Origin of the sequence: Glaciecola sp. 2405UD65-10, assembly GCF_048820975.1 — a bacterium.
Taxonomy (GTDB): domain Bacteria; phylum Pseudomonadota; class Gammaproteobacteria; order Enterobacterales; family Alteromonadaceae; genus Glaciecola.
Map to the genome: position 1 here is coordinate 919024 of NZ_JBMEUF010000001.1, position 20308 is coordinate 939331.

Below are 20308 nucleotides of genomic sequence, written 5' to 3' on the forward strand. Positions count from 1 at the left end.
TATGATGTACTAAGTACGAGCGCTTTTGCTTTTAAGAGCGTTTTGTAAGCGTAATTCTTACTCTGTTAATGGCATACCATATAAAGCCAATCGTGGTTACGAACACAGCGCCGTTATACATCATCAAACCTTGTTCATCATTTGGGAAGTCACCTAAAAACACAAAATAACACCCAACAATAAACAACAAAATAGCAATCATAGATTGGTTTTGAAGCTTTTGAATTTTGTTATATCGCTGCATAGATAATTTACGCTGAATATCTTCAGCACTCGCATCACCAAATTCATAGTTACAGTGTGAACAACTTTTTGCTTTGTCTGAAATTGGCTTATTGCATGCCGGACAACTAATAATCGCCATGTGATCCTCAATATATTAAAAAAGGTTAAGTGCCGATGCACCTAACCTTTTTATTTTGTTTAATTTTAAAAACTTGTTCAAGTCAAAAACCGACTTATTTATTCACTTTGTTCCAGTATTCAGCAACCGATGTTTTCATTTCTTTACGCAGCATCAAAATACCAAATAAGTTAGGTAGCGTCATAACAACAATTGCTACCGCCGATAAGGCCCATACTAAGGTAGTGTCAGACACCGCCGCCCAGAAAAACCCAGCTACGTAAACTACGCGATAAGGCATAACCGACGCAGGACCAAATAAGTATGTCATTGCGCGGTCACCATAATAAGACCACGCAATAGCGGTTGAAAATGCAAACAATAATAAGCCAATTGACACTATATATTGCCCCCAATCACCAAAAAAGCCCTTAGTAAATGCTTTCGTTGTTAAGGTGGCTGAGTGAATCAAAGATTTACCTTGAACCACAATGTTGTCACGCTTAATTGCGCCCTCTTCAATGGTTAAAGTACCACTGAAATTATCATCTAACGAGCCTGCATGGTAGCTTACATCTTCAGCAAATGAACGGGCATTAATTAGGGTATAGCCACCGCTTACAGCAACACCATTAACCACAGAGATTTCGCCATTATAAGGCGCTACTGTTGAACCGCTAATGTCATTTAAATATTTGTAAACATTTACTGAATCTTCTTCGCTGCCTTGATCGTAAGTTCCTGTGACGTAGAGCATGTCAGAACGGTCAAATTCGTTTTGATGTTTTTGATTCCAAACGCCTGACGAAAGAATAACTAAACCGGTAAGCGTACAAATTATAATAGTATCTATAAATGGTTCTAGAATAGATACCATACCTTCGGAAACGGGTTCTTTCGTTTTTGCAGCAGCGTGCGCTATTGGTGCCGAACCCTGACCCGCTTCGTTTGAAAATAAGCCACGGTTTACACCACGGTTAAAAGCGTAAGCGAATGTAGCTCCTAAAAATCCACCGGCAGCAGCAGAACCAGTGAAAGCATCACCAATGATAGATGCAAATGCAGGGCCTACGTTCTCAATATTGGCGAATATAACCGCAAAAGCGCCAATAATATATATAACCGCCATTACGGGCACAATTTTAGACGTAACTGCGGCTATGCGATGAATACCGCCCAATATGACTAAGCCAAGTAATATAGCTAATACTCCGCCCACTATTGATGGAGCAAAACCAAAACTGGCTTCCATTGTAGTAGCAATACCATTACTTTGCGGCAAGTTGCCCGTACCAAACGAACTAATAACGGTTGCTACAGCAAACGCTACAGCAAGCCACTTCATATTAAGTCGCTTTTCCATGTAGTACATGGGGCCACCGGCCATTGTGCCATCGGGTGTTTTTTCACGATACTTATGAGATAGAGTAACTTCAACAAATTTGGTTGTCATACCAAAAAATGCGGTAGCCCACATCCAAAATAAAGCCGCAGGCCCACCTAAAAAGATTGCCAGTGCAACACCACTTATGTTGCCCGTGCCAACGGTTCCTGACAAAGCCGTAGTTAATGATTGAAAATGTGTAGTATCACCTGGGTCGCCCTTTTTATCGAGCTTGCCTGTTACGACCTTACACGCATGCTTAAAGTATCGTATTTGAGGGAATTTGAGGTAAATAGTAAAAAATGCACCTGTCCCTAATAATACATAGGGAAACCATGCAGCGCTTCCAAGGAAGCTGTCGATCAGATTAAAAAAGTTGAGTAATGCATCCACGTTTATTATTCCTTATTATTCTTCTAGTGTAATATTTTGGTTTGCTTATGCTAAGTTATTATAATTTCAAGCTCACGGCTCTTATAGCAACTAATAAATCTTCACCTAATTGACATGATCTAACTGGCGACCAACCATAACTAGCGTCAGGTAAGTCAGCGTTGTCTTTAAAGGGCATTTCTAAGGTATAAGCTAAACAATCAAATTTCAAGCCAACCGCATTACAAGCCACCGTTAAGTTTGCCTGTCCGGGTTCGTCTTTATCGTAACCGAATTGATCTTGAAATTCAGGTGTTGTAGCCATTAATGAGTCTTTAAACGTATTTTCTAACATCGCAATACGTTCGTCGTAATTTGGGTTTCCTTCGCTGCCAGCAACGAAATTATAAGGCAACGCTTCGTCTCCGTGTATATCAAAAAATGCATCAACACCCGTGCTTTGCATTTTGTTGAGTACGTGAAATACCTCTGGGCTCTTTTCCAAACTTGGAGATTGCCACTCTCTGTTTAAGTTAACACCCACCGCATTTGTGCGTAAATGCCCTCTTACACCGCCATCAGGGTTCATATTAGGAACCACATAAAATATGCACGAGTCGAGCAATGCACGAGCTACGCCGTCAGTGTCATCAAGAAGGCGTTTAAGAAGCCCTTCAACAAGCCATTCAGCCATAGTTTCACCTGGATGTTGGCGTGCAGTAATCCAAATCTTATGCTTCCCTTCACTGTCATTTTCATCGCCAATCACAAGCAAATTTATTTCACGGCCATCTAAGGTTTCCCCAAGTAACTCATGTTTACAATCAAAGCTCATTTGTGCATTGGCAATTAAGTCTAAATGTCGTTCATAACTATAAGGCGCAAAGTAAGCAAAATATACGTTGTCGTACTCTGGCGTAAAATCAATGCTTAAGGTATCACCGTTAAACTCAGTATCTACTCTAAACCAAGTATCTCGGTCATAGGATGCTACCGCTTGATAGCCTTCCCAGCCATCGGGATAGGCTGACTCAGCCAAGTTCTCAATATGGATTAGATGATTAACGAAAGGAGTAGAATGAAGCTTAAAGTGAAACCATTGATAAAACTCAGATTGATTGTCTTTATTGATAGACAATTTAATATTGTTTGGGTCTTCAGCAGAAATTACGTGAATATTTCCACTGTCAAATTGGCTTGTGATATTCATATATAGGGCTTTTGCCTGTGTGTTTTTATTATTATTAACGCATGGTAGCAAACTATGCAAATTTACAAAACATAAAAACAAAAAAGCTGTTAAGGCTTTACACCTCAACAGCTTCGTTTGCTTATGTAAAACTAACTCTTTAAGGAATGCTAGGCACGCTAAGACCCGCCATATCAGTCACTACGCGCATTACTTGGCAAGAGTAACCAAACTCGTTGTCATACCATACATACAAGGTCGCTCTATTGCCCGCCACAATGGTCGCTTGCGAATCTAGTACCGAAGCGGCGCGAGTTCCTACAAGATCAGTTGATACAATTTCGGTTGACGCCGTATAGTCAATTTGGTGCTGCAACTCTGAGAACAAAGACGCATTTCGTAAATAGGTGTTAATACATTCTTTATCGGTATCACTGTTTAAGTGTAAATTAAGAATTGCCATAGACACATTAGGCGTAGGTACGCGAATTGCGTTACCTGTTAGCTTTCCATCAAGCTTAGGGTAAGCTTTCGCAACAGCCTGTGCTGCGCCAGTTTCGGTAATAACCATATTTAATGAAGCTGCACGACCACGGCGCTCTGCTTTGTGAAAATTGTCTATCAAGTTTTGATCATTAGTAAAAGAATGAACCGTTTCAACATGCCCGCTACTAATGCCATATTCTTCATCGAGTGCTTTAAGAACGGGTGTAATTGCATTAGTGGTACAACTTGCCGCTGACAATATAGTATCTGATGATTTAATGTCAGCTTGGTTTACCCCATGCACTATATTTTTAATATCGCCTTTACCTGGCGCAGTCAAAATAACTTTTTCAGCGCCTTTAGCTTGTAAATGCTGCGATAAACCATCACGGTCTCGCCACATACCTGTGTTATCTACTACAATTGCATTTTTAATACCGTATTGCGTGTAATCTACTTCACTTGGATGATTAGCGTAAATAACCTGTATAAACGAGCCATTTGCTTTAATTGCTTTACGCTCTTCATCAACGGTTATACTGCCATTAAATGGGCCATGTACTGAATCACGTCTTAACAAACTAGCGCGCTTTTCTAAATCACCCTCTTTGCCACCGCGCACAACAATTGCTTTTAAACGAAGTTTATTCGCTTTACCTTGGCGCTCTATCATTAAGCGCGCTAACAAGCGGCCAATTCGTCCAAATCCGTATAAAACTACGTCTCTAGGTTCGTGCTCGTCTTCTTTGTTGTTTACTTTGCTTAACTCAGTTTCTAAATAAGCGTGTAAATCAGTTTCATCTTTACCTTTTCCGTAATGAAACTCGTAGGCTAATCGTCCAAGATCTACCTGGCACGGAGCTAACTGCATATTATTAATAGCTTCCAATATAGGCCAGCTCTCACGAAGTCTTAATTTAACACCTTCAAATAATCGCACGGTTCTATGTGCTTTAATCAGGTCAATTACGCTCGCGTTTAATAAAGTACGGCCATACACTAAAATTTCGACAGCATGATTTCGATACAACTTGCCGATAATGGGTAACATGCGCTCGGCATATTCTTGACGTTCCTGCCAACTTGACTGAAGTTCCTGCTCATACTGCTGATTCATTTAGCGTTTTCCTGTACAAATACATTAACAAAAAATTGATTTCGAGCGCATTCTAAGCAATGAATTGAAAAATTCCAAATTGGTGAAAACTTTCAATTTTATGAACATTTTAGGCTATTGAGGCTATTTGTGTGTAATAAGTCGACACACAACGAGAGGATTGTGAGCAAAGTATGCTAATGAGTAAATAAAACGTAAATAGATGAAGAATTAATCGCTTTTTTCTGTAATTAAATTACATTGAAATTTATTCTAGATACGACTAATGTCTTCAATATTAGGCGCTTTACTTTTCAGACGAAAATTGTAACGACACTGAATTAACGCAATAACGCTTACCCGAAGGTAAAGGGCCATCATCAAACACATGCCCTAAATGCGCATCGCACTGCTTACATTTAATTTCAATGCGCTGCATGCCCAAGGAATTATCTTCAAGGTATACAACGTTATCATCATTACTTTGCGCTGAAAAAGATGGCCATCCACAACCTGCGTCAAATTTGTCTTGCGAACGAAACAACATGGCGCCACAACACTTACAATGATAATCGCCGCTCTCAGTTGTATAAAGGTACTCTCCAGTGCCAGGGCGCTCTGTCCCTGATAAACGAGTTACTCTATACTCTTCAGCGCTTAACTTATCTTTGTAAATATCAGCCATATTGTTGTACCTTAAAGAAACCAAACAGTGTGATTTAAGTAACTATTTACGCACTTTCTCTTGTTTGCGATCATCACTGCCCCATAGCAAATGAAATTTCTTATTTTCTGCTTGGTCAATTCTGGCGTAAGTATGTGCACCAAAGAAATCACGTTGTCCTTGTAGCAAGTTTGCAGGTAATACAGCACAGCGATATGAATCGTAGTAATTAAGTGCAGAACCTAAGGCGGGTGTAGGCACGCCAGCTAATGTAGAGGCGGCAATAGCTTTGCGCCAATTCGTTTGATACTTACGTATTTGTTCAGCAAAGTATGGGTCTAATAACAGATTATCTAAACTGTCGTTTTTTTCATAAGCATCAGTAATTGATTGCAAAAATACAGCCCTAATAATACAACCGGCTCGCCATATTTTGGCAATCGCGGCAAAGTCGAGTTGCCAGCCGTGCTCTTTACCCGCAATTGCCATCAACTGAAAGCCCTGTGCATAAGCACATATTTTGGCGCAATAAAGCGCGTCATGTAATTGCTGAATTAAGGTTTGTTTGTCTACACTGCCAAGTAAGTTATCAGGCCCTGATAACACAGTGCTTGCTTTTACTCGCTCTTCTTTAAAAGCTGACAAGCTTCTTGCAAACACCGCTTGCGTTATAGTTTGTGCTGGGCTACCCACTTGCAGGGCGCTTACTGCTGTCCACAAGCCAGTACCTTTTTGCCCGGCTTTATCAAGAATCATATCAACTAGCGCGTTGCCTGTTTCTGGGTCTTCTTGCGCAAGCACCTCAGCACTAATTTGTATAAGGTAGCTATCTAGTACTCCCTTATTCCATGTCTTAAATACCTCAGACACTTCTTTAGCTGACATACCAAGCACGTCACGCATCATGTGGTAGGTTTCGCATATAAGCTGCATGTCGGCATATTCAATGCCGTTGTGAACCATTTTCACATAATGACCGGCACCAATTGGGCCAATATAGGTAGTACAGGGCTCCCCTTCAGTGACGGGTGTGCCAATAGCATAGTTTTCAATAGGTTTACCAGTACTGGGCTCTACTTTCGCTGCAATGGCATTCCAAAGCGGTTCTATTCGAGTCCAAGCATATGGGTCACCTGAAGGCATTAATGACGGGCCAAATCGAGCTCCTGATTCCCCGCCTGATACAGCCGTAGAAAAAAACACGAACTTACCTTTATAAGCATGTTCTCGCGCAACTGAATCGGTCCAAAGGCTGTTACCGGTATCTACGACTATGTCATCCGCTTGAATACCTGCATCAATTAAATGCCTGCATACGTGGTCAACAGGCTCTCCTGCTGGTACTGATAATATAATAGTATGAGGCGCTTTTACCTTTGCTAATAGTTCGGTGTATGAATTACAACCAACAAAGCGTGCGGGGCCGTCTGGATTTTCTTGCTGGTCTTGTGCGAGTGCGTCTTGCACTTTTAGCTTGTCAAGGTCAAAGCATGCAACTGCATAACCGTTATCTGCCAAATTAAGCGCTAGGTTTTTCCCCATCACACCTAAGCCAATAAACCCAACATCGCATAGCGAACTATTTCCTTGCAAAGACATACTCTACCGTTTCCTATTTGAATTTAGCTATCCGGTGGATCATAGCACTGTTTTTTACAGTGCCCAATACGCAGGCTAAATTTCGTTTTTAAAGCTAATTTTAGCTAGCGTTTACAAAACACCAAAAATGACCGAGCAGGTAAATCAAATTTACTGGTCACTAGCTGCGAAGCATACAATGAAGTGTCAGCTTCACTGGTGTTAAGTACACATGCCCATTCGTCAACTTCTTTAAGCATCGGTAGGTTAAATACCACGTTTTGATCTAAGCTGTTCACGCAAAATAGCCACTCTTGCTTGTGAAGTTGCGTATTTTCGCGGCTGTTTCCTTCACCTGCAATATGTAAAGCAAAGCAATGATGTTCATGGTTTACCCAATCTATATCACGTTTATGGCTTCCATCTCGGCGATACCAATCAGCAAATATAATATTCTGCTGATTATCATAAACATCGTCGAAAAAGTTCATATGTTGTAGCAAACTATGGCTTTGCCTTAAGTTAACAACATACTGGCAGTAAGCTAAAAAAGCTTTCTGGCGCGGTAACAAATCCCAGTTATACCAATTAAGTTCGTTATCTTGACAATACGCATTGTTATTCCCTAACTGGCTTTTACTGAGTTCGTCCCCCCCAAGTATATGGGGCGTGCCTTGGCTAAGTAGTAAAGTGGCAAATAGGTTTCGTTTTTGCTGCTCTCTAATCTGGTTAATTGCAGGGTCATCAGTTTCACCTTCGTGCCCGTAATTAGCACTTAAATTATGATTATGACCGTCTTGATTATCTTCTAAATTGGCTAAATTATGTTTATCTTGGTAGGTAACAATATCGTGTAAGGTAAAACCATCGTGGTAACTTACGTTATTAACACTTGCATGCATGGGCCGAACATTTTTTCTAAACACGTCTCTTGAACCCATAAAGCGAGTAGCAAATTCACTTTTAAGCCCTTTATCGCCGCGCCAAAATCCACGTACAACGTCACGAAACTTGTCGTTAACTTCTAACCAATAGTCGGGATATTGCCCAAGTTGGTAGCCACCTGGCCCTATATCCCAAGGTTCAGCAAGCATTACTGCGCTTTTAAGAATAGGATCTTGACGTAATATTTTAAAAAACGTGGCGGTATTTTTGAACTCAAACACTTCTCGACCCACTATGCTGGCTAAGTCAAAACGAAAACCACTTACTCCCATAGTAGTTACCCAGTATCGAAGTGCATCTATCACTAATTGCATAACAAAAGGGTCTGATACTTTGAGCGTATTACCGCATCCTGAATAATTCACATATTGGTTAGCGTCAGATTCATCATTATATTCTTGCAAATAGGCGTGGGCTTCACATAAACCTTTAAAACTTAATACAGGGCCGTCACTGCCCCCCTCGCTTGTATGATTAAATACCACATCAAGAATAACCTCAATATTTGCCTCGCGGTATTTGGCTATCATTTCTTTGCATTCTTTCAAAGCATCATGCGCGGCATAACGTGGTTCAGGCGCGAAGAAATTAATGGGGTTATACCCCCAATAATTAGTTAGGCCTTTGTCAGTGGCAAACGATTCAGGCATAAACGTCATAAGGGGCAAAAACTGCACACTGGTTACGCCTAACTCCTTTAGGTGCTGTAAAATTGCAGGGTCACACGCACCAAGGTAGGTGCCGCGTAACGCTTCGGGTACCTCAGGATGCAGTTTACTTAGCCCTTTTACGTGGGCCTCGTATATCACGCGTTGCTTGGCGAGCAATTTAACCGGCAAGTAATTTTCAGGGCTGGGAGCTAATATATGCGCTTTGGGGATCATCATGCTTGAATCCCCCTCATAAAGTTGACTTGACCAATTCAACGGCCTATTTAAACTTTTCGCGTATGGATCTATAAGTAACTTATTGATACTTGATTCAGGATGAACGCGCCGACTAGATTTAGGTTTTACGCGCAAGCCGTACAAATGTTCAGTACCAACATTGCTAATAAATCCAAACCAGCGTGATTGCACCCTTTGCTGCAAAGTAATTTGAGCAAGGGCTTGTTCGTTTTTGTCAAATAAACAAATAATCACATCTTCTGCATCAGGTGCATAAACCGAAAAGTTACATCCATCTGACTGCAGCGTAACGCCCAAAGGAAACGCATTACCTTCTTTTAATTCAAAAGCACTTAATGATGAAATTAAACTTTGTTGACCCATAATGGTTTCTTTTATTTAGTTAAATGTTTAAGGAACACCGTAGCCAAAGGCGGTATGTTTATTTCAATGCTCTGTGTACACCCATGAAACGCTATATCTTCGCTAGTGTATTGTTGTTCAAGTGCAAAACCGCTTCCTGCGTATTTGGGATCATCAGTATTGAGTATTAAACTGAAACGGCCCTTCTCGGGCACACCAATTCGCATCCTGTGGTGCACCGATGGCGTGAAATTACATATCACAAGTACTGGCGCTACTTTGTTTTGAGCGAATCTAATAAACGATACGATAGACTGTTCTGCGTTATGCAAATCAATCCAACGAAAGCCTTCGTTGTTGTGGTCAAGTTCATGTAAAGATGGTTCGCTTGTATACAGTGTATTTAGGTCTTTGTACAAAAGCTGTATGCCTTTGTGATTTGGGTAGTCACTTTGTTCCCAATTAAGCTGTGCATCATGATTCCACTCTACGCTTTGTGCAAACTCGTTGCCCATAAACTGTAACTTCTTACCCGGGTGCCCGAACATAAAGCCATAATATGCGCGTAAATTAGCGAATCGCTGCCATTCATCCCCTGGCATCTTTTGAATCATAGCCCCTTTTCCATGCACCACTTCGTCATGTGAAATCGGTAAAACGAAATTTTCATCAAAGGCATACACCATAGAAAATGTTAATTCACAATGGTGATAACGCCTGTATGCTGGGTCTTTCGCTATGTAATGAAGTGAGTCATGCATCCAGCCCATGTTCCACTTAAATCCAAAGCCTAAACCGCCATTATTAACAGGCCTAGAAACACCCGCAAAAGAAGTGGATTCTTCTGCAATAGTGACCGCATGAGGAAATTTTGCATACACCTCTGTATTCATCCATTGAAGCAGGCTTATGGCTTCGTAATTATGATTACCGCCATCTATATTGGGTATCCATTCGCCATCGTTACGCGAATAATCGAGATACAACATAGAAGCGACTGCATCCACGCGAATGCCGTCTACTTTAAATTTATCAAACCAATATAAGGCATTTGCTACCAAGAATTGACGTACGGTTTGCTTACCAAAATCGTAAATACAACTGTTCCAATCAGGATGCCATCCCTTTCTAGGATCTTCATATTCATAAACATGGGTGCCATCAAATCGAGCCAAGCCGTGCCCATCTTCGGGGAAATGAGCGGGAACCCAATCAATAATCACGCCTATATTATGCTTATGGCAGGTATCTACGAAGTACTTAAAATCATCAGGATCGCCGAACCGGCTAGTAGGAGCAAACAAGCCCACAGGTTGATAGCCCCACGAACCATCAAAGGGAAACTCTGACACGGGCAATACTTCTATATGGGTGTACCCCATATATTTAACATAACTCACCAAGTCTTCAGCTAACTCACGATAAGTTAAATAACGCGCTTGGGTTTGAGGCCTGCGCCACGAGCCCAAATGAACCTCATAAATACTCATAGGCTCATGATACAAGTTCTTCGCTTTGGGCTCACTGTGTTGCCATTGGTAAGCATTGTGGTCATATACAACAGAAGCATGAGATGGATATTGATGTTGGCTGAAAGCTAATGGGTCTGATTTATCGGGTAAGGTGTTGCCATGGGCATCTTTAAGGGCAAATTTATATTGCTCGCCCGCTTTTAGGCCGGGCACAAACAATACCCAATAACCTAAGTCCGTTTTTTCCATTGGATGGCTACGTTTATCCCAATGGTTAAAATTCCCCATTAAAGACATAGCCGATGCATTCGGTGCAAAAACGGTGAACCTAACCCCTTCTATACCTTGTGGTGTGCTCATTAGCTGGGCACCCGCTTGTAAATACAAATTTTCAGGCTGATGATCAATAAAATGTACGGCATGATAAGCAGTATCTTTAAATTGATACGGGTCGTAGTAGCGATATTCACCTTGTGGTGTTTGTGCAACTACCTCATAAAGTGTGTAAGTGGCATTTTTGCCGTTTAATGTGGCACAAAATATTCCGTGCTCATCCTTTTGTAAATCAGCTATATTGTGTTTATCTTTTGCATCAACAATTGAAATACTAAGGGCATTCTCAAACCATATTTTAATATGGGCTTTTTTCTTATCTTGAATCCAACCTAGTTCAGCGAAAGGCTGAGCGCAACGTCCTTCAGTAATTTGTTGTGCAATCGACATCTATAACCTCTTTATTTTTAATAACTGGCTTGTTGTCTTTTTTGGTTCAATTGCGCTGTAAGGGTATGCACTTCCTCTTTCGCAAAAATCTCTTCTAAAGTAAGACTTAACTTGCGTTTCCAGTTTGGGTATTCGTTAAATGTTCCTGGAATGTTAACAGGTTTATCCATTTCTAACCAATCTTCCAATTGCAAGCTCAGTAATGCACTAGAGCCCCCGGCCATGTGGGTTTGCATACCAAAATTAAGTTCTTTTGTCATGCCAACGTAGTGCACATCTTTACTTATGGCATCACTAATTGAATGGTGCCCATGTAAAGTATCTAAAATATGTTGTTTATTTTCGTGGCGAGTATCATACAAGTTTGCCAACACATCATCATCTGGATACAAACCTAGCTCTTTACCTAGTGCTAAATCATCACAATGCCAAAACCCTATAAGCGTAGGCATGTCATGTGTAGTAAGAGTAGCCATTGATTGTTCAGGGTAATGTGAGGGTGAGAAAAACCCGCCATCTTTCGCCTGCTCAAAAAAGAACACTCGGTATGAGTACATTCCATTTTGCTGTAATTTTTCGCGAATAGAATCAGGCACGGTGCCTAAATCCTCTCCAATAACAAGGCTTTTGTGACGCACGCTTTCAAGCGCAAGTATGGCAAGTAGTTCATCTACAGGGTAGTTAACATATACGCCATCGGTAGCATCATCATCTTGATGTACCCACCACAAGCGCAGAAGCGCCATAACGTGATCAATTCGTAATGCGCCTGAAGCATGCATATTAGAAGAAAATAGCTCAATAATAGGCTGATACTGTTGCGCAGTGAGTTGGCTAGGGTTCATAGGCGGCAATCCCCATTTTTGCCCTAAGGGGCCCAAAATATCAGGGGGCGCACCTACACTTATATCGGCACAGTACAAATCTTTATTGCCCCAAATCTCAGCTCCGCCTTCACTCACCCCCACCGCTAAGTCGCGGTATAAACCTATATTCATGCCCGCATTAATGGCAATTTGACCTGCTTGTTCAAATTGCACTAATGATTGCCACTGCAAAAACAAAAAGAATGCGACCTTATCTTTATATTTTTTCGCAAACTTTGTAACGGCTTTATCATCAGCATTTTGCATATCTTCAGGAAATACTGGCCAGCCCCAATGTGGCTTATTTTGTTCCTTAAGATGCATTTGAAGTGCTTCAAAGCATGCTAATGTTTGCAAGCTCTTGCCGCCCGCTTTTACAAAGGCGTCAAACTCGTCTTTAACGGGTCCCGTGTTATTTATGCGAGTAAATTCGTCAAAAGCAATCTGCAAGGCCGCCAGCTTTACGTCTGCTACACCTTCATAATCAACATACTCAGTATCACGAAGGCTTACTAACTTTTGCTGAACGCTGCTTTGCTTCATCCACTGCGTGAAAGTATCTGTATTAGCGCCAGGAACACTTTCAACATCTATATAAAGGTAGTTAAGCCACAATCTTGAACTAGGTCCATAAGGGCTACAAGCGCTGGGGTTAGCCGGGTACAAAGCATGTATTGGGTTTAAACCAATAAAATCAGCACCCAATTTAGCCGCTTGAGATACAAGATAATTTAAATCAGAGAAATCCCCTATTCCCCAATTACGAGAACTCTTAACGCAATATAGTTGCACGCTAAGGCCCCACATCTTTTGACCTTGCTGAATGTTGTTCGGTATATAACAAGCTTGCGGGGCAGCAATAAGAGGCGTTCTTGCAATAATTTTACGATTTACCAATATTTGTAGTTCATGATAGCCAAGGGTTTCTATGGCTGGTACGTCAATCGCATATTCGTGAAATTCAATATCGTTAATTTGTTGGCTTTGTAGCAGGGGGTAATCAACAGGTACAAATTTGAACTGGCTTACCTCGCCACTTTCCAATTTAATTTTAAGTGTGTGCGACTTAGCCGCAGCATCAATTGTGACTCTAAACTGAATGTGCAATGACTCATTCACTCTATTCACAACAACAGGAGCAAGTGGTGTTAACCAATAGCTAACAATCTCGTCTTCTAAATGGCTTTCCAATTGTTCAATATTGTCAACTTCATAGCCCATTGAACGCAAAATTTTCAGCTGATTGCTTATCTTAATATCCGTGGGTTTACCCCAAGCATCAACAAAATTGGAACCAATGCCTTTTTGTTCAATCAAATAATCGAACATTGCTTTGTTGCTATTGTAAGAATGTGCACTGCTGTTTGAATCTAACTGAGCCATAAAAGGTGTCCTATAATCTAAGCAGACCATATTGCGTTATTTAACAAAATAAACAATTTTTCAACAAATCATTATTGTTCGAGTTTACCTTATAAAGATAATGAATACGTTTGCAATATAGCATTAAGTATTCATATTTGTAATAAAACAACAGATAGCAATATTCTTTTGCTTTATTGTAAAATATTGTGCATAATTTTCGTAATATTATTACAAATAATCACATTGATAAGCACTTAGGAGACGAAATGGCGATCAAACTAGGTATAAACGGTTTTGGTAGAATTGGACGTTTAGTAATGCGTGCTGCAGCAGCACGAAATGATATAGAAGTAGTAGCAATAAACGATTTGCTAGATATTGACTACATTGCATACATGTTAAAGTATGATTCTACCCACGGTAGATTTGACGGCACGGTAGAAGTTGTTGACGGAAAATTAATTGTAGACGGTGTAGAAATTCGCGTAACTAGCGAGCGTAACCCTGCTGATTTAGCTTGGGATGCTGTTAGTGTAGATGTAGTAGTTGAAAGCACAGGCTTGTTCTTAACTGAAGAAACTGCTCAAAAACACATAGATGCGGGTGCTAAAAAAGTGGTGCTTTCTGCTCCAAGTAAAGACCACACCCCTATGTTTGTTATGGGTGTTAACCATGAAGCATATGCAGGCGAAGCGATTGTTTCTAATGCATCGTGTACTACAAACTGTTTAGCGCCTATTGCTAAAGTATTGAATGATAACTTTGGTATTGTTGATGGCCTTATGACTACCGTGCATGCAACCACAGCTACTCAGAAAACCGTTGATGGCCCATCTCAAAAAGACTGGCGCGGTGGCCGCGGTGCTTTACAAAACATTATTCCATCTTCAACAGGTGCGGCTAAAGCAGTAGGTAAAGTAATTCCAGAGCTTAATGGTAAGCTTACCGGCATGGCATTTAGAGTGCCAACGGCCGACGTTTCAGTGGTTGATTTAACGGTGAATCTTGGTAAAGGTGCTTCGTACGAAGAAATCTGCAAGGTAATGAAAACTGCTTCAGAGACTACTTTAAAAGGCATTCTTGGATACACAGAAGATGACGTAGTATCTAATGATTTTGTAGGTGACACTCAATCATCTATATTTGATGCTGGTGCAGGCATTGCCTTAACCGACACATTTGTTAAAGTTGTATCTTGGTACGACAATGAAATGGGTTACTCAAATCGTGTACTCGACTTAGTAGCACACATTTCAAAATAGTTTTTTGTGGCATTTAGCTTAATATAGCTAAGCCATGTAAGAATGTAAAAGCGGCCTTGGCCGCTTTTTTTATTGATGTAATTTATCACCTTTTCAAAGGCCTTAGTATGACGCAAAGCAATACTCACAATGAACGCAAACAACAATTAGAAGCGGTATTGATGCAAACAGATGGTGTTTGCTCTGTTAGTGTAAATGACGATGACAAAGGCTTATGTATTAAGGTTAGTAATGCAAACGCCAATGCTACCATTAGTTTATTTGGCGGCCACGTATTGTCTTACATCCCAGCAAGTAGCAATAAAGACGTATTGTGGCTAAGTAGCCAAGCTATTTTTGATAGTAACAGCCCTATACGAGGCGGAATTCCTGTTTGTTGGCCTTGGTTTGCGGCATATAATAGTAGTAATTTTGATAATGCCTTGGCTAATACAAACAACTTGCCAAGCCATGGCTTTTTGAGAACGCAATTTTGGCAACTATTAGAGCTTAAAGAAATACAAGAACATAACAAGGTAGTAGAAACAACATTACGACTAAGGCCTACCAACATTGATGTATATGATGCATATAAAGATATGGACGTTATATTAGAGCTAACAATTGGATCTGACTTAACAGTATCTTTAATTACTCAAAACAAGGGCGAAGAAAATATTCAAATAACACAAGCTTTGCACACCTATTTCCAAGTAGACAATGTACAATCTACTATTGTTGAGGGTGTTTCAGAGAACTATGATGACAAGCCCAGTGCAACTAAAAATAATACAACCGCCCTACCTTATGTATTTCAAGAAGAAGTGGATCGTATTCATTATTTGAATAATGCAAAGGCCAACACGGCACAAGTAATTCATTTAGTAGATCATAAACACAGCATGCGACAGCAAATAGAAAATTATGGCAACGATTCAGTGGTTATATGGAACCCTTGGCAAGAAAAATCAGTGAGTATGAATGACATGGCGGATGATGGCTATTGTTCAATGGTGTGTATAGAAGCGGCAAATACCAAAGCAACAACTATTGGCCCTGGCGAAACGTTTACACTTACGCAGCTTGTAAAGGGACAATAATCTGCCCTTTAAAGCGCTGAAAGCTTCCCTATTTAGGCGAGTTTTTCTTTAATATGCATCAATTAGCTGCGAACAACTAAATATCGCTGAACAATATTATTAGCAATTGGAAGTTCAGAATCCAGCACACCACCGTTAGATATAATAGCTTTTGACGATGCCGTGTTATTTTTGTAGCAGTGTATATGAATAGTGTTTACACCCCAATCTTCAAGCTGTGCAATAGATAGGGCCATAAGTTTATTGCCATAGCCTTTACTCCGATAAGAAGGCCGTATCCCCAAACCTATATGACCACCGCAATGTTCAATTTCTTTATTTAGACGGTGGCGTATATTGGTTACACCTATTAACTCGCCAGAGTCAACAAGCCAGAGCGTAGAGCTTTGAACATAACCGGGGGGAAGATTTACTCCGGCCGCGAAGTCAGATATTTTTCCTAGCATTTGCTTAAAATTACTATAGTCGAAATCCATGGGAAATGGATAACGCTCTTCATCACCAAGTTCTTCGATATAGTTAAGGTAAGAATATTGATATTCTTCAGATGGCGGTATTAGTTTCATAGCATTTTACCAGCAAAGTTTAGGTGTATTAGGGGCACAAGCGAGTGTTGCTGCGCTTTTCCAAAAATGCGCTTAAAACGTTTATTATGAGCCCATTTTACAGCGTTCATAGTTTTGGTATATAACATCTTTTTACCGAATAGCGCCACTTGGTTTATTACTGGCTGATACACTAACAATTTTCCATTCTCCACTTCGCTTCGACCATACCTGAACACCACCACCTGATAAATCCATGTCATTCCCACTTTTTAGGGCCATAGATTGGACGTACTCATTTACCAATATTGCAGTGTAGCTATCGATGACTGAAATATTAACGTTTGTAAATTCAAGCGAATTGATAATTTTTATAGCCTCAAACCCATCAGTAATGAGTGCGCTCAGATCATTTATTGAATTCCAATTTGTTCCATCGCTATTTAAGCCAACAAATTTTTCCTTATCGAAATGTTCAAAATAAAGCCTCGAATCCAACTTTTCAGATGCATCTACAAGACTTTTAAAAGCCGCCATAACCTCAAACTTTATTCTCTCTTCCTCAGTTTCTGCTTCGGCTAGAAAACTAAAAAACAAAGCAAATACAAAGAAAAAAAATGTGAATTTAAACAAACGACGTTCCCTTTTCTATTGTTATATAATAGTTACAATAAGCTCTTTTCGCGCGCTCTTCGGATAAATTTGCCTTAATCGATTTGTTAGGTTTTTTGTTCACTTTTAAGCCTATTTATCGTTTCACAAATCTCAATCGCCCGCCTGCCTGAGATTGGCAAAGTAATTGATTTGCCACTCGTAGTTTTAATATAGGCACATGTGGTGCATCTGATCGTAAATGTATAGCTCTGCAATATGTTTCCCCAGCACACTGTTTTAACACTAAACAGATTACGATATTTTACACCAAGCTCATCAGTCTCAACCCAAACTCCTTTGCGCGCAATGGCGACAATGGATGTGAAAATAAAAACAAATCCAATCAGTAAAACTACCTGTGCTTTAAAATCGCCTGTTAACGGACGCAAATATGCAATAAATACAAGAAAGCAACCAAACCCAAGTATTGCAAAAAACTTTTTATAAGAGCGCCAATGGAAATGTGTCATATCATCCACCTGAAACCTAACACTTTGCATAAGCGGTTTTGGCCGCTTTTGCCAAAATCCGGTTGACTGTTTGTTATAACTGGTCTTGCTCAAGTGCTTGCCATACCAATTTGGCACCATCGTCTTCGCGAATGCATTGCATTGTGCGGCCAGCTTGCAGCATCCTTGAACCTTCTGAATATTCTCGGTCTGCGTAGTAACAAAATTTAGCTTCATTAATTGCTTTTATTTCCGTTGAGTCAATTTTCTCGCTGGCATTTACAGATACTACCAACATTGATGCCGCAAGAGCGAAAATTTGTTTTTTCATTCATATATCTCCTTGATTGAATGTAATTATAAAAAGGTGTCAACTTAAGTTATAACGCCTTACATATCTGGCGTTGGCCGTTCTTGCCAAAATCCGGTTATAGATTTGCTATGAGCTGATTTCAAACCTTAGTCCTTTCCATTTGAATCTTTCAGTTGCTCTTTAGCGCTTGAAAAACCATCGTTAAACCCTTTAGAAAATGGCTGTACTGCGGTTGCAATTACAAAACATATAGCGCCTAGAAGCATAGTGTTTCGTTTGTTTTTTACATACCCATAGATAGTTAGAAAAACAAACAATATTGAAAATACTAGCTGAAAATAAAACACTTAAAATTCCTTTTATTTAAAATTAACACGATGACCAAAGCTCATACCACCTTCTGTAACCGGTGGCGGCCGCTCTTGGCAATGTCCGCGTTAATTTTTATATTATGCATTGCCAAATTTTCCAAAATCAATCTAACTCAAAGCTCATGGTTGTTACTAAGCCATCTGTAGATTCTGCTGTATTCAAACGCTCAATTTTTAAAAATATCCACTTCCTCAGTGCTGATATACTCGCGTCTTCAAATACACCAGAGGGTGTACATTCAATCACTTTTATGTTCATAGGCTTTGCAAACGCTTCTTTATTTGCGAGGTCAAAAGAAAGTTTACAGAACCCTTCTATACCTTGTTTGGATGCTTTTAAAGGATACTTCGGGTCAAATTTAACGATTGGAGCTATCGTCTGCCTGTTTTCTACTGCTTTAAGTATAGCCTCTGAAATTACTTCAGTATCAGTACCAAAGGTTTTATTACTGCACAATAAAAACAGCAGAACAGATACCCATTTAAATTTTTTGTTCAATAGAATCTTCTCCTTATGTATAACACTTTCGATAAGCGGTTTTCACGCGCTCTTCGTGAAAATCCGTCTTTGTTTATAAGTCATTCACTCACCACCTCCACCGCAACCACCCGAAGAGCCATAGTCGCCACCAGTTATTCCAGATGTTCCATTATCTGAAGCTGATCCAGATGTAGAATCAACAGTCACTGTTTTGGAGGCTGCAATAAACATCCCAAACACTGGTAATAGTATAGCTAATGCAATTAACCAACTTTTAGTCGATTGAGGTAAAACCAAGTCGCTAGCAATTGAACTACAAACTATCAGAAGCATGACCGAGTAAACAATGCCCGACAATATAAAAGCAAGCCCTATTAAACTGTCCATATTCCAATCATCCTTTTTTACTTACAACACCCCAATAAGGGGAAATTTATAGTTTGCCAAAATGTTGAGCGGAGCGAAAATAGCAAACTGTAAATTTTCCCTTTTAATTGCCTTGTATGGTTCCGTCAACATTCCTCATTACCTTGTATAGTAAGCTCGACATAAAAATTGCGAATAGATTCAGGGTGATAGTCACGCTACCAATAGACCACGATATGAGAAGGGTAAATCCTAAACTTAAATAAAACGAGAAACTCAAAGTCTCAAAACTAACTATCTGTAAAATATAAAGCCAAAACGCGACTTTAATATACCTAAAGCTCCCTCTATAAACCTTGAAGGCGATAAATAAATTTATTAATACCCCAATCGGAATTAAGAGTGCCATTAGTAACCAAAGCCATTCAATATTTTCATGGCCAGAAAAAACTAAAATTGTATTCCCCAATACAAACATACTTAAAATACTAGAGATAATTAAAGCGACCGCGGCTAATTTACTGTACTTATTCTGCTCCATTAACGTTAACATATCCTTTTTGAGAGAGACCTAACACTTACCATAACCGGTTTGTTCCGCTTTTGCACAAAAAAAGGTTATGGTAAGTGTTAGGTTTATCTGTCAATAAAAGCGGTGACATTAAATTCCTTAATACATCTCTCGGCATAAACTCTTTCATCAAAATAAACAATCACATTTAGGTCTGGGAATTGCACATCCAGCCTTGTCTGCCATTCTTTTTTAACGTTACGACCAGCTTCTAAAATATCTTCGACAGAAGTTTTAAATTCTCCATCATGAAACCAGAAGAGTTGATATAAATGGTAATGATTTACAACCTTTTCCATGCCCATGAAATCTTCGTTAAGCTTTACATTCCATGCGCCTAGCGTGTTTTTATTCCAAGCATTCCTGCGAAGCATTAATCCATCAACAAGGTCAAAATCTGCATTTACGATATCTAAATATTCTTCGGAAATGACATGTTCAACCATAAACCTAACGCAAAGCTAAGAGCTGGCGATAGCCTGTC

18 protein-coding genes are annotated in these 20308 nt (G+C 39.9%); 2 read left to right on the top strand and 16 right to left on the bottom strand.

Annotated features, from left to right (window positions below; genetic code table 11):
• Positions 1-31: 31 nt before the first annotated feature.
• The 9 genes from ACOI22_RS04190 to malQ form a co-directional block, all read right to left on the bottom strand.
• Positions 32-364, bottom strand: coding sequence for a hypothetical protein (locus ACOI22_RS04190; protein ID WP_420670522.1), 333 nt, complete (start codon positions 362-364; stop codon positions 32-34).
• 94 nt (positions 365-458) lie between these two features.
• Entirely contained in the window at positions 459-2120 is a 1662-nt protein-coding gene (locus ACOI22_RS04195) for an alanine/glycine:cation symporter family protein (RefSeq protein WP_420670524.1), read from the bottom strand.
• A 58-nt stretch (positions 2121-2178) separates the two neighbouring features.
• Positions 2179-3309, bottom strand: a complete 1131-nt coding sequence (locus ACOI22_RS04200) for a M14 family metallopeptidase (RefSeq protein WP_420670526.1) — start codon at positions 3307-3309, stop codon at positions 2179-2181.
• A 139-nt stretch (positions 3310-3448) separates the two neighbouring features.
• Entirely contained in the window at positions 3449-4891 is a 1443-nt protein-coding gene (locus tag ACOI22_RS04205) for a glyceraldehyde-3-phosphate dehydrogenase (protein WP_420670528.1), read from the bottom strand.
• Positions 4892-5177: 286 nt separating this feature from the next.
• Positions 5178-5555, bottom strand: a complete 378-nt coding sequence (msrB, locus tag ACOI22_RS04210; RefSeq protein ID WP_420670530.1) for a peptide-methionine (R)-S-oxide reductase MsrB — start codon at positions 5553-5555, stop codon at positions 5178-5180.
• Positions 5556-5597: 42 nt separating this feature from the next.
• Complete coding sequence (gene gndA / locus ACOI22_RS04215) at positions 5598-7133, bottom strand: NADP-dependent phosphogluconate dehydrogenase (RefSeq protein ID WP_420670532.1); 1536 nt, start codon at positions 7131-7133, stop codon at positions 5598-5600.
• 104 nt (positions 7134-7237) lie between these two features.
• A complete protein-coding gene (gene glgX, locus ACOI22_RS04220; RefSeq protein WP_420670534.1) occupies positions 7238-9328 on the bottom strand; it encodes a glycogen debranching protein GlgX in 2091 nt (696 codons plus the stop codon).
• Between the two features lie 11 nt (positions 9329-9339).
• Positions 9340-11502 (bottom strand): 1,4-alpha-glucan branching protein GlgB, encoded by a 2163-nt coding sequence (glgB, locus tag ACOI22_RS04225; protein ID WP_420670536.1) that lies wholly within the window; start codon positions 11500-11502, stop codon positions 9340-9342.
• 17 nt (positions 11503-11519) lie between these two features.
• A complete protein-coding gene (gene malQ / locus ACOI22_RS04230; protein ID WP_420670538.1) occupies positions 11520-13751 on the bottom strand; it encodes a 4-alpha-glucanotransferase in 2232 nt (743 codons plus the stop codon).
• Between the two features lie 248 nt (positions 13752-13999).
• Between malQ and gap the strand changes: the two genes are divergently transcribed.
• Both gap and ACOI22_RS04240 read left to right on the top strand, forming a co-directional pair.
• Positions 14000-14995, top strand: a complete 996-nt coding sequence (gene gap, locus ACOI22_RS04235; RefSeq protein ID WP_420670540.1) for a type I glyceraldehyde-3-phosphate dehydrogenase — start codon at positions 14000-14002, stop codon at positions 14993-14995.
• A gap of 107 nt (positions 14996-15102) precedes the next feature.
• Positions 15103-16074, top strand: a complete 972-nt coding sequence (locus ACOI22_RS04240; RefSeq protein ID WP_420670542.1) for a D-hexose-6-phosphate mutarotase — start codon at positions 15103-15105, stop codon at positions 16072-16074.
• Between the two features lie 62 nt (positions 16075-16136).
• Here ACOI22_RS04240 and ACOI22_RS04245 read toward each other — a convergent pair whose 3' ends face one another.
• The 7 genes from ACOI22_RS04245 to ACOI22_RS04275 form a co-directional block, all read right to left on the bottom strand.
• A complete protein-coding gene (locus ACOI22_RS04245) occupies positions 16137-16640 on the bottom strand; it encodes a GNAT family N-acetyltransferase (protein WP_420670544.1) in 504 nt (167 codons plus the stop codon).
• 132 nt (positions 16641-16772) lie between these two features.
• Complete coding sequence (locus tag ACOI22_RS04250; RefSeq protein ID WP_420670546.1) at positions 16773-17252, bottom strand: nuclear transport factor 2 family protein; 480 nt, start codon at positions 17250-17252, stop codon at positions 16773-16775.
• A gap of 86 nt (positions 17253-17338) precedes the next feature.
• Positions 17339-17836 carry a hypothetical protein gene (locus ACOI22_RS04255; RefSeq protein ID WP_420670548.1) on the bottom strand — a complete coding sequence of 166 codons (498 nt, stop codon included), beginning with the start codon at positions 17834-17836 and terminating at the stop codon, positions 17339-17341.
• Positions 17817-18053: a DUF1496 domain-containing protein gene (locus ACOI22_RS04260; protein WP_420670550.1), complete on the bottom strand. Its 237-nt coding sequence runs from the start codon at positions 18051-18053 to the stop codon at positions 17817-17819. Before ACOI22_RS04260 ends, ACOI22_RS04255 begins: the two co-directional genes overlap by 20 nt.
• A gap of 456 nt (positions 18054-18509) precedes the next feature.
• On the bottom strand, positions 18510-18905 hold the full coding sequence (locus tag ACOI22_RS04265) for an energy transducer TonB (RefSeq protein ID WP_420670552.1): 396 nt from the start codon (positions 18903-18905) through the stop codon (positions 18510-18512).
• Between the two features lie 84 nt (positions 18906-18989).
• Positions 18990-19274, bottom strand: a complete 285-nt coding sequence (locus tag ACOI22_RS04270) for a hypothetical protein (RefSeq protein ID WP_420670554.1) — start codon at positions 19272-19274, stop codon at positions 18990-18992.
• A 615-nt stretch (positions 19275-19889) separates the two neighbouring features.
• A complete protein-coding gene (locus ACOI22_RS04275; RefSeq protein WP_420670556.1) occupies positions 19890-20270 on the bottom strand; it encodes a hypothetical protein in 381 nt (126 codons plus the stop codon).
• Positions 20271-20308: the final 38 nt, after the last annotated feature.

Coding starts and splice junctions, on each gene's coding strand:
- malQ (WP_420670538.1), bottom strand. CDS start 13,751: ATGGCTCAGTTAGATTCAAACAGCAGTGCACATTCTTACAATAGCAAC.
- msrB (WP_420670530.1), bottom strand. CDS start 5,555: ATGGCTGATATTTACAAAGATAAGTTAAGCGCTGAAGAGTATAGAGTA.
- ACOI22_RS04190 (WP_420670522.1), bottom strand. CDS start 364: ATGGCGATTATTAGTTGTCCGGCATGCAATAAGCCAATTTCAGACAAA.
- glgB (WP_420670536.1), bottom strand. CDS start 11,502: ATGTCGATTGCACAACAAATTACTGAAGGACGTTGCGCTCAGCCTTTC.
- gap (WP_420670540.1), top strand. CDS start 14,000: ATGGCGATCAAACTAGGTATAAACGGTTTTGGTAGAATTGGACGTTTA.
- gndA (WP_420670532.1), bottom strand. CDS start 7,133: ATGTCTTTGCAAGGAAATAGTTCGCTATGCGATGTTGGGTTTATTGGC.
- ACOI22_RS04275 (WP_420670556.1), bottom strand. CDS start 20,270: ATGGTTGAACATGTCATTTCCGAAGAATATTTAGATATCGTAAATGCA.
- ACOI22_RS04240 (WP_420670542.1), top strand. CDS start 15,103: ATGACGCAAAGCAATACTCACAATGAACGCAAACAACAATTAGAAGCG.
- ACOI22_RS04205 (WP_420670528.1), bottom strand. CDS start 4,891: ATGAATCAGCAGTATGAGCAGGAACTTCAGTCAAGTTGGCAGGAACGT.
- ACOI22_RS04200 (WP_420670526.1), bottom strand. CDS start 3,309: ATGAATATCACAAGCCAATTTGACAGTGGAAATATTCACGTAATTTCT.
- glgX (WP_420670534.1), bottom strand. CDS start 9,328: ATGGGTCAACAAAGTTTAATTTCATCATTAAGTGCTTTTGAATTAAAA.
- ACOI22_RS04245 (WP_420670544.1), bottom strand. CDS start 16,640: ATGAAACTAATACCGCCATCTGAAGAATATCAATATTCTTACCTTAAC.
- ACOI22_RS04270 (WP_420670554.1), bottom strand. CDS start 19,274: ATGGACAGTTTAATAGGGCTTGCTTTTATATTGTCGGGCATTGTTTAC.
- ACOI22_RS04260 (WP_420670550.1), bottom strand. CDS start 18,053: ATGAAAAAACAAATTTTCGCTCTTGCGGCATCAATGTTGGTAGTATCT.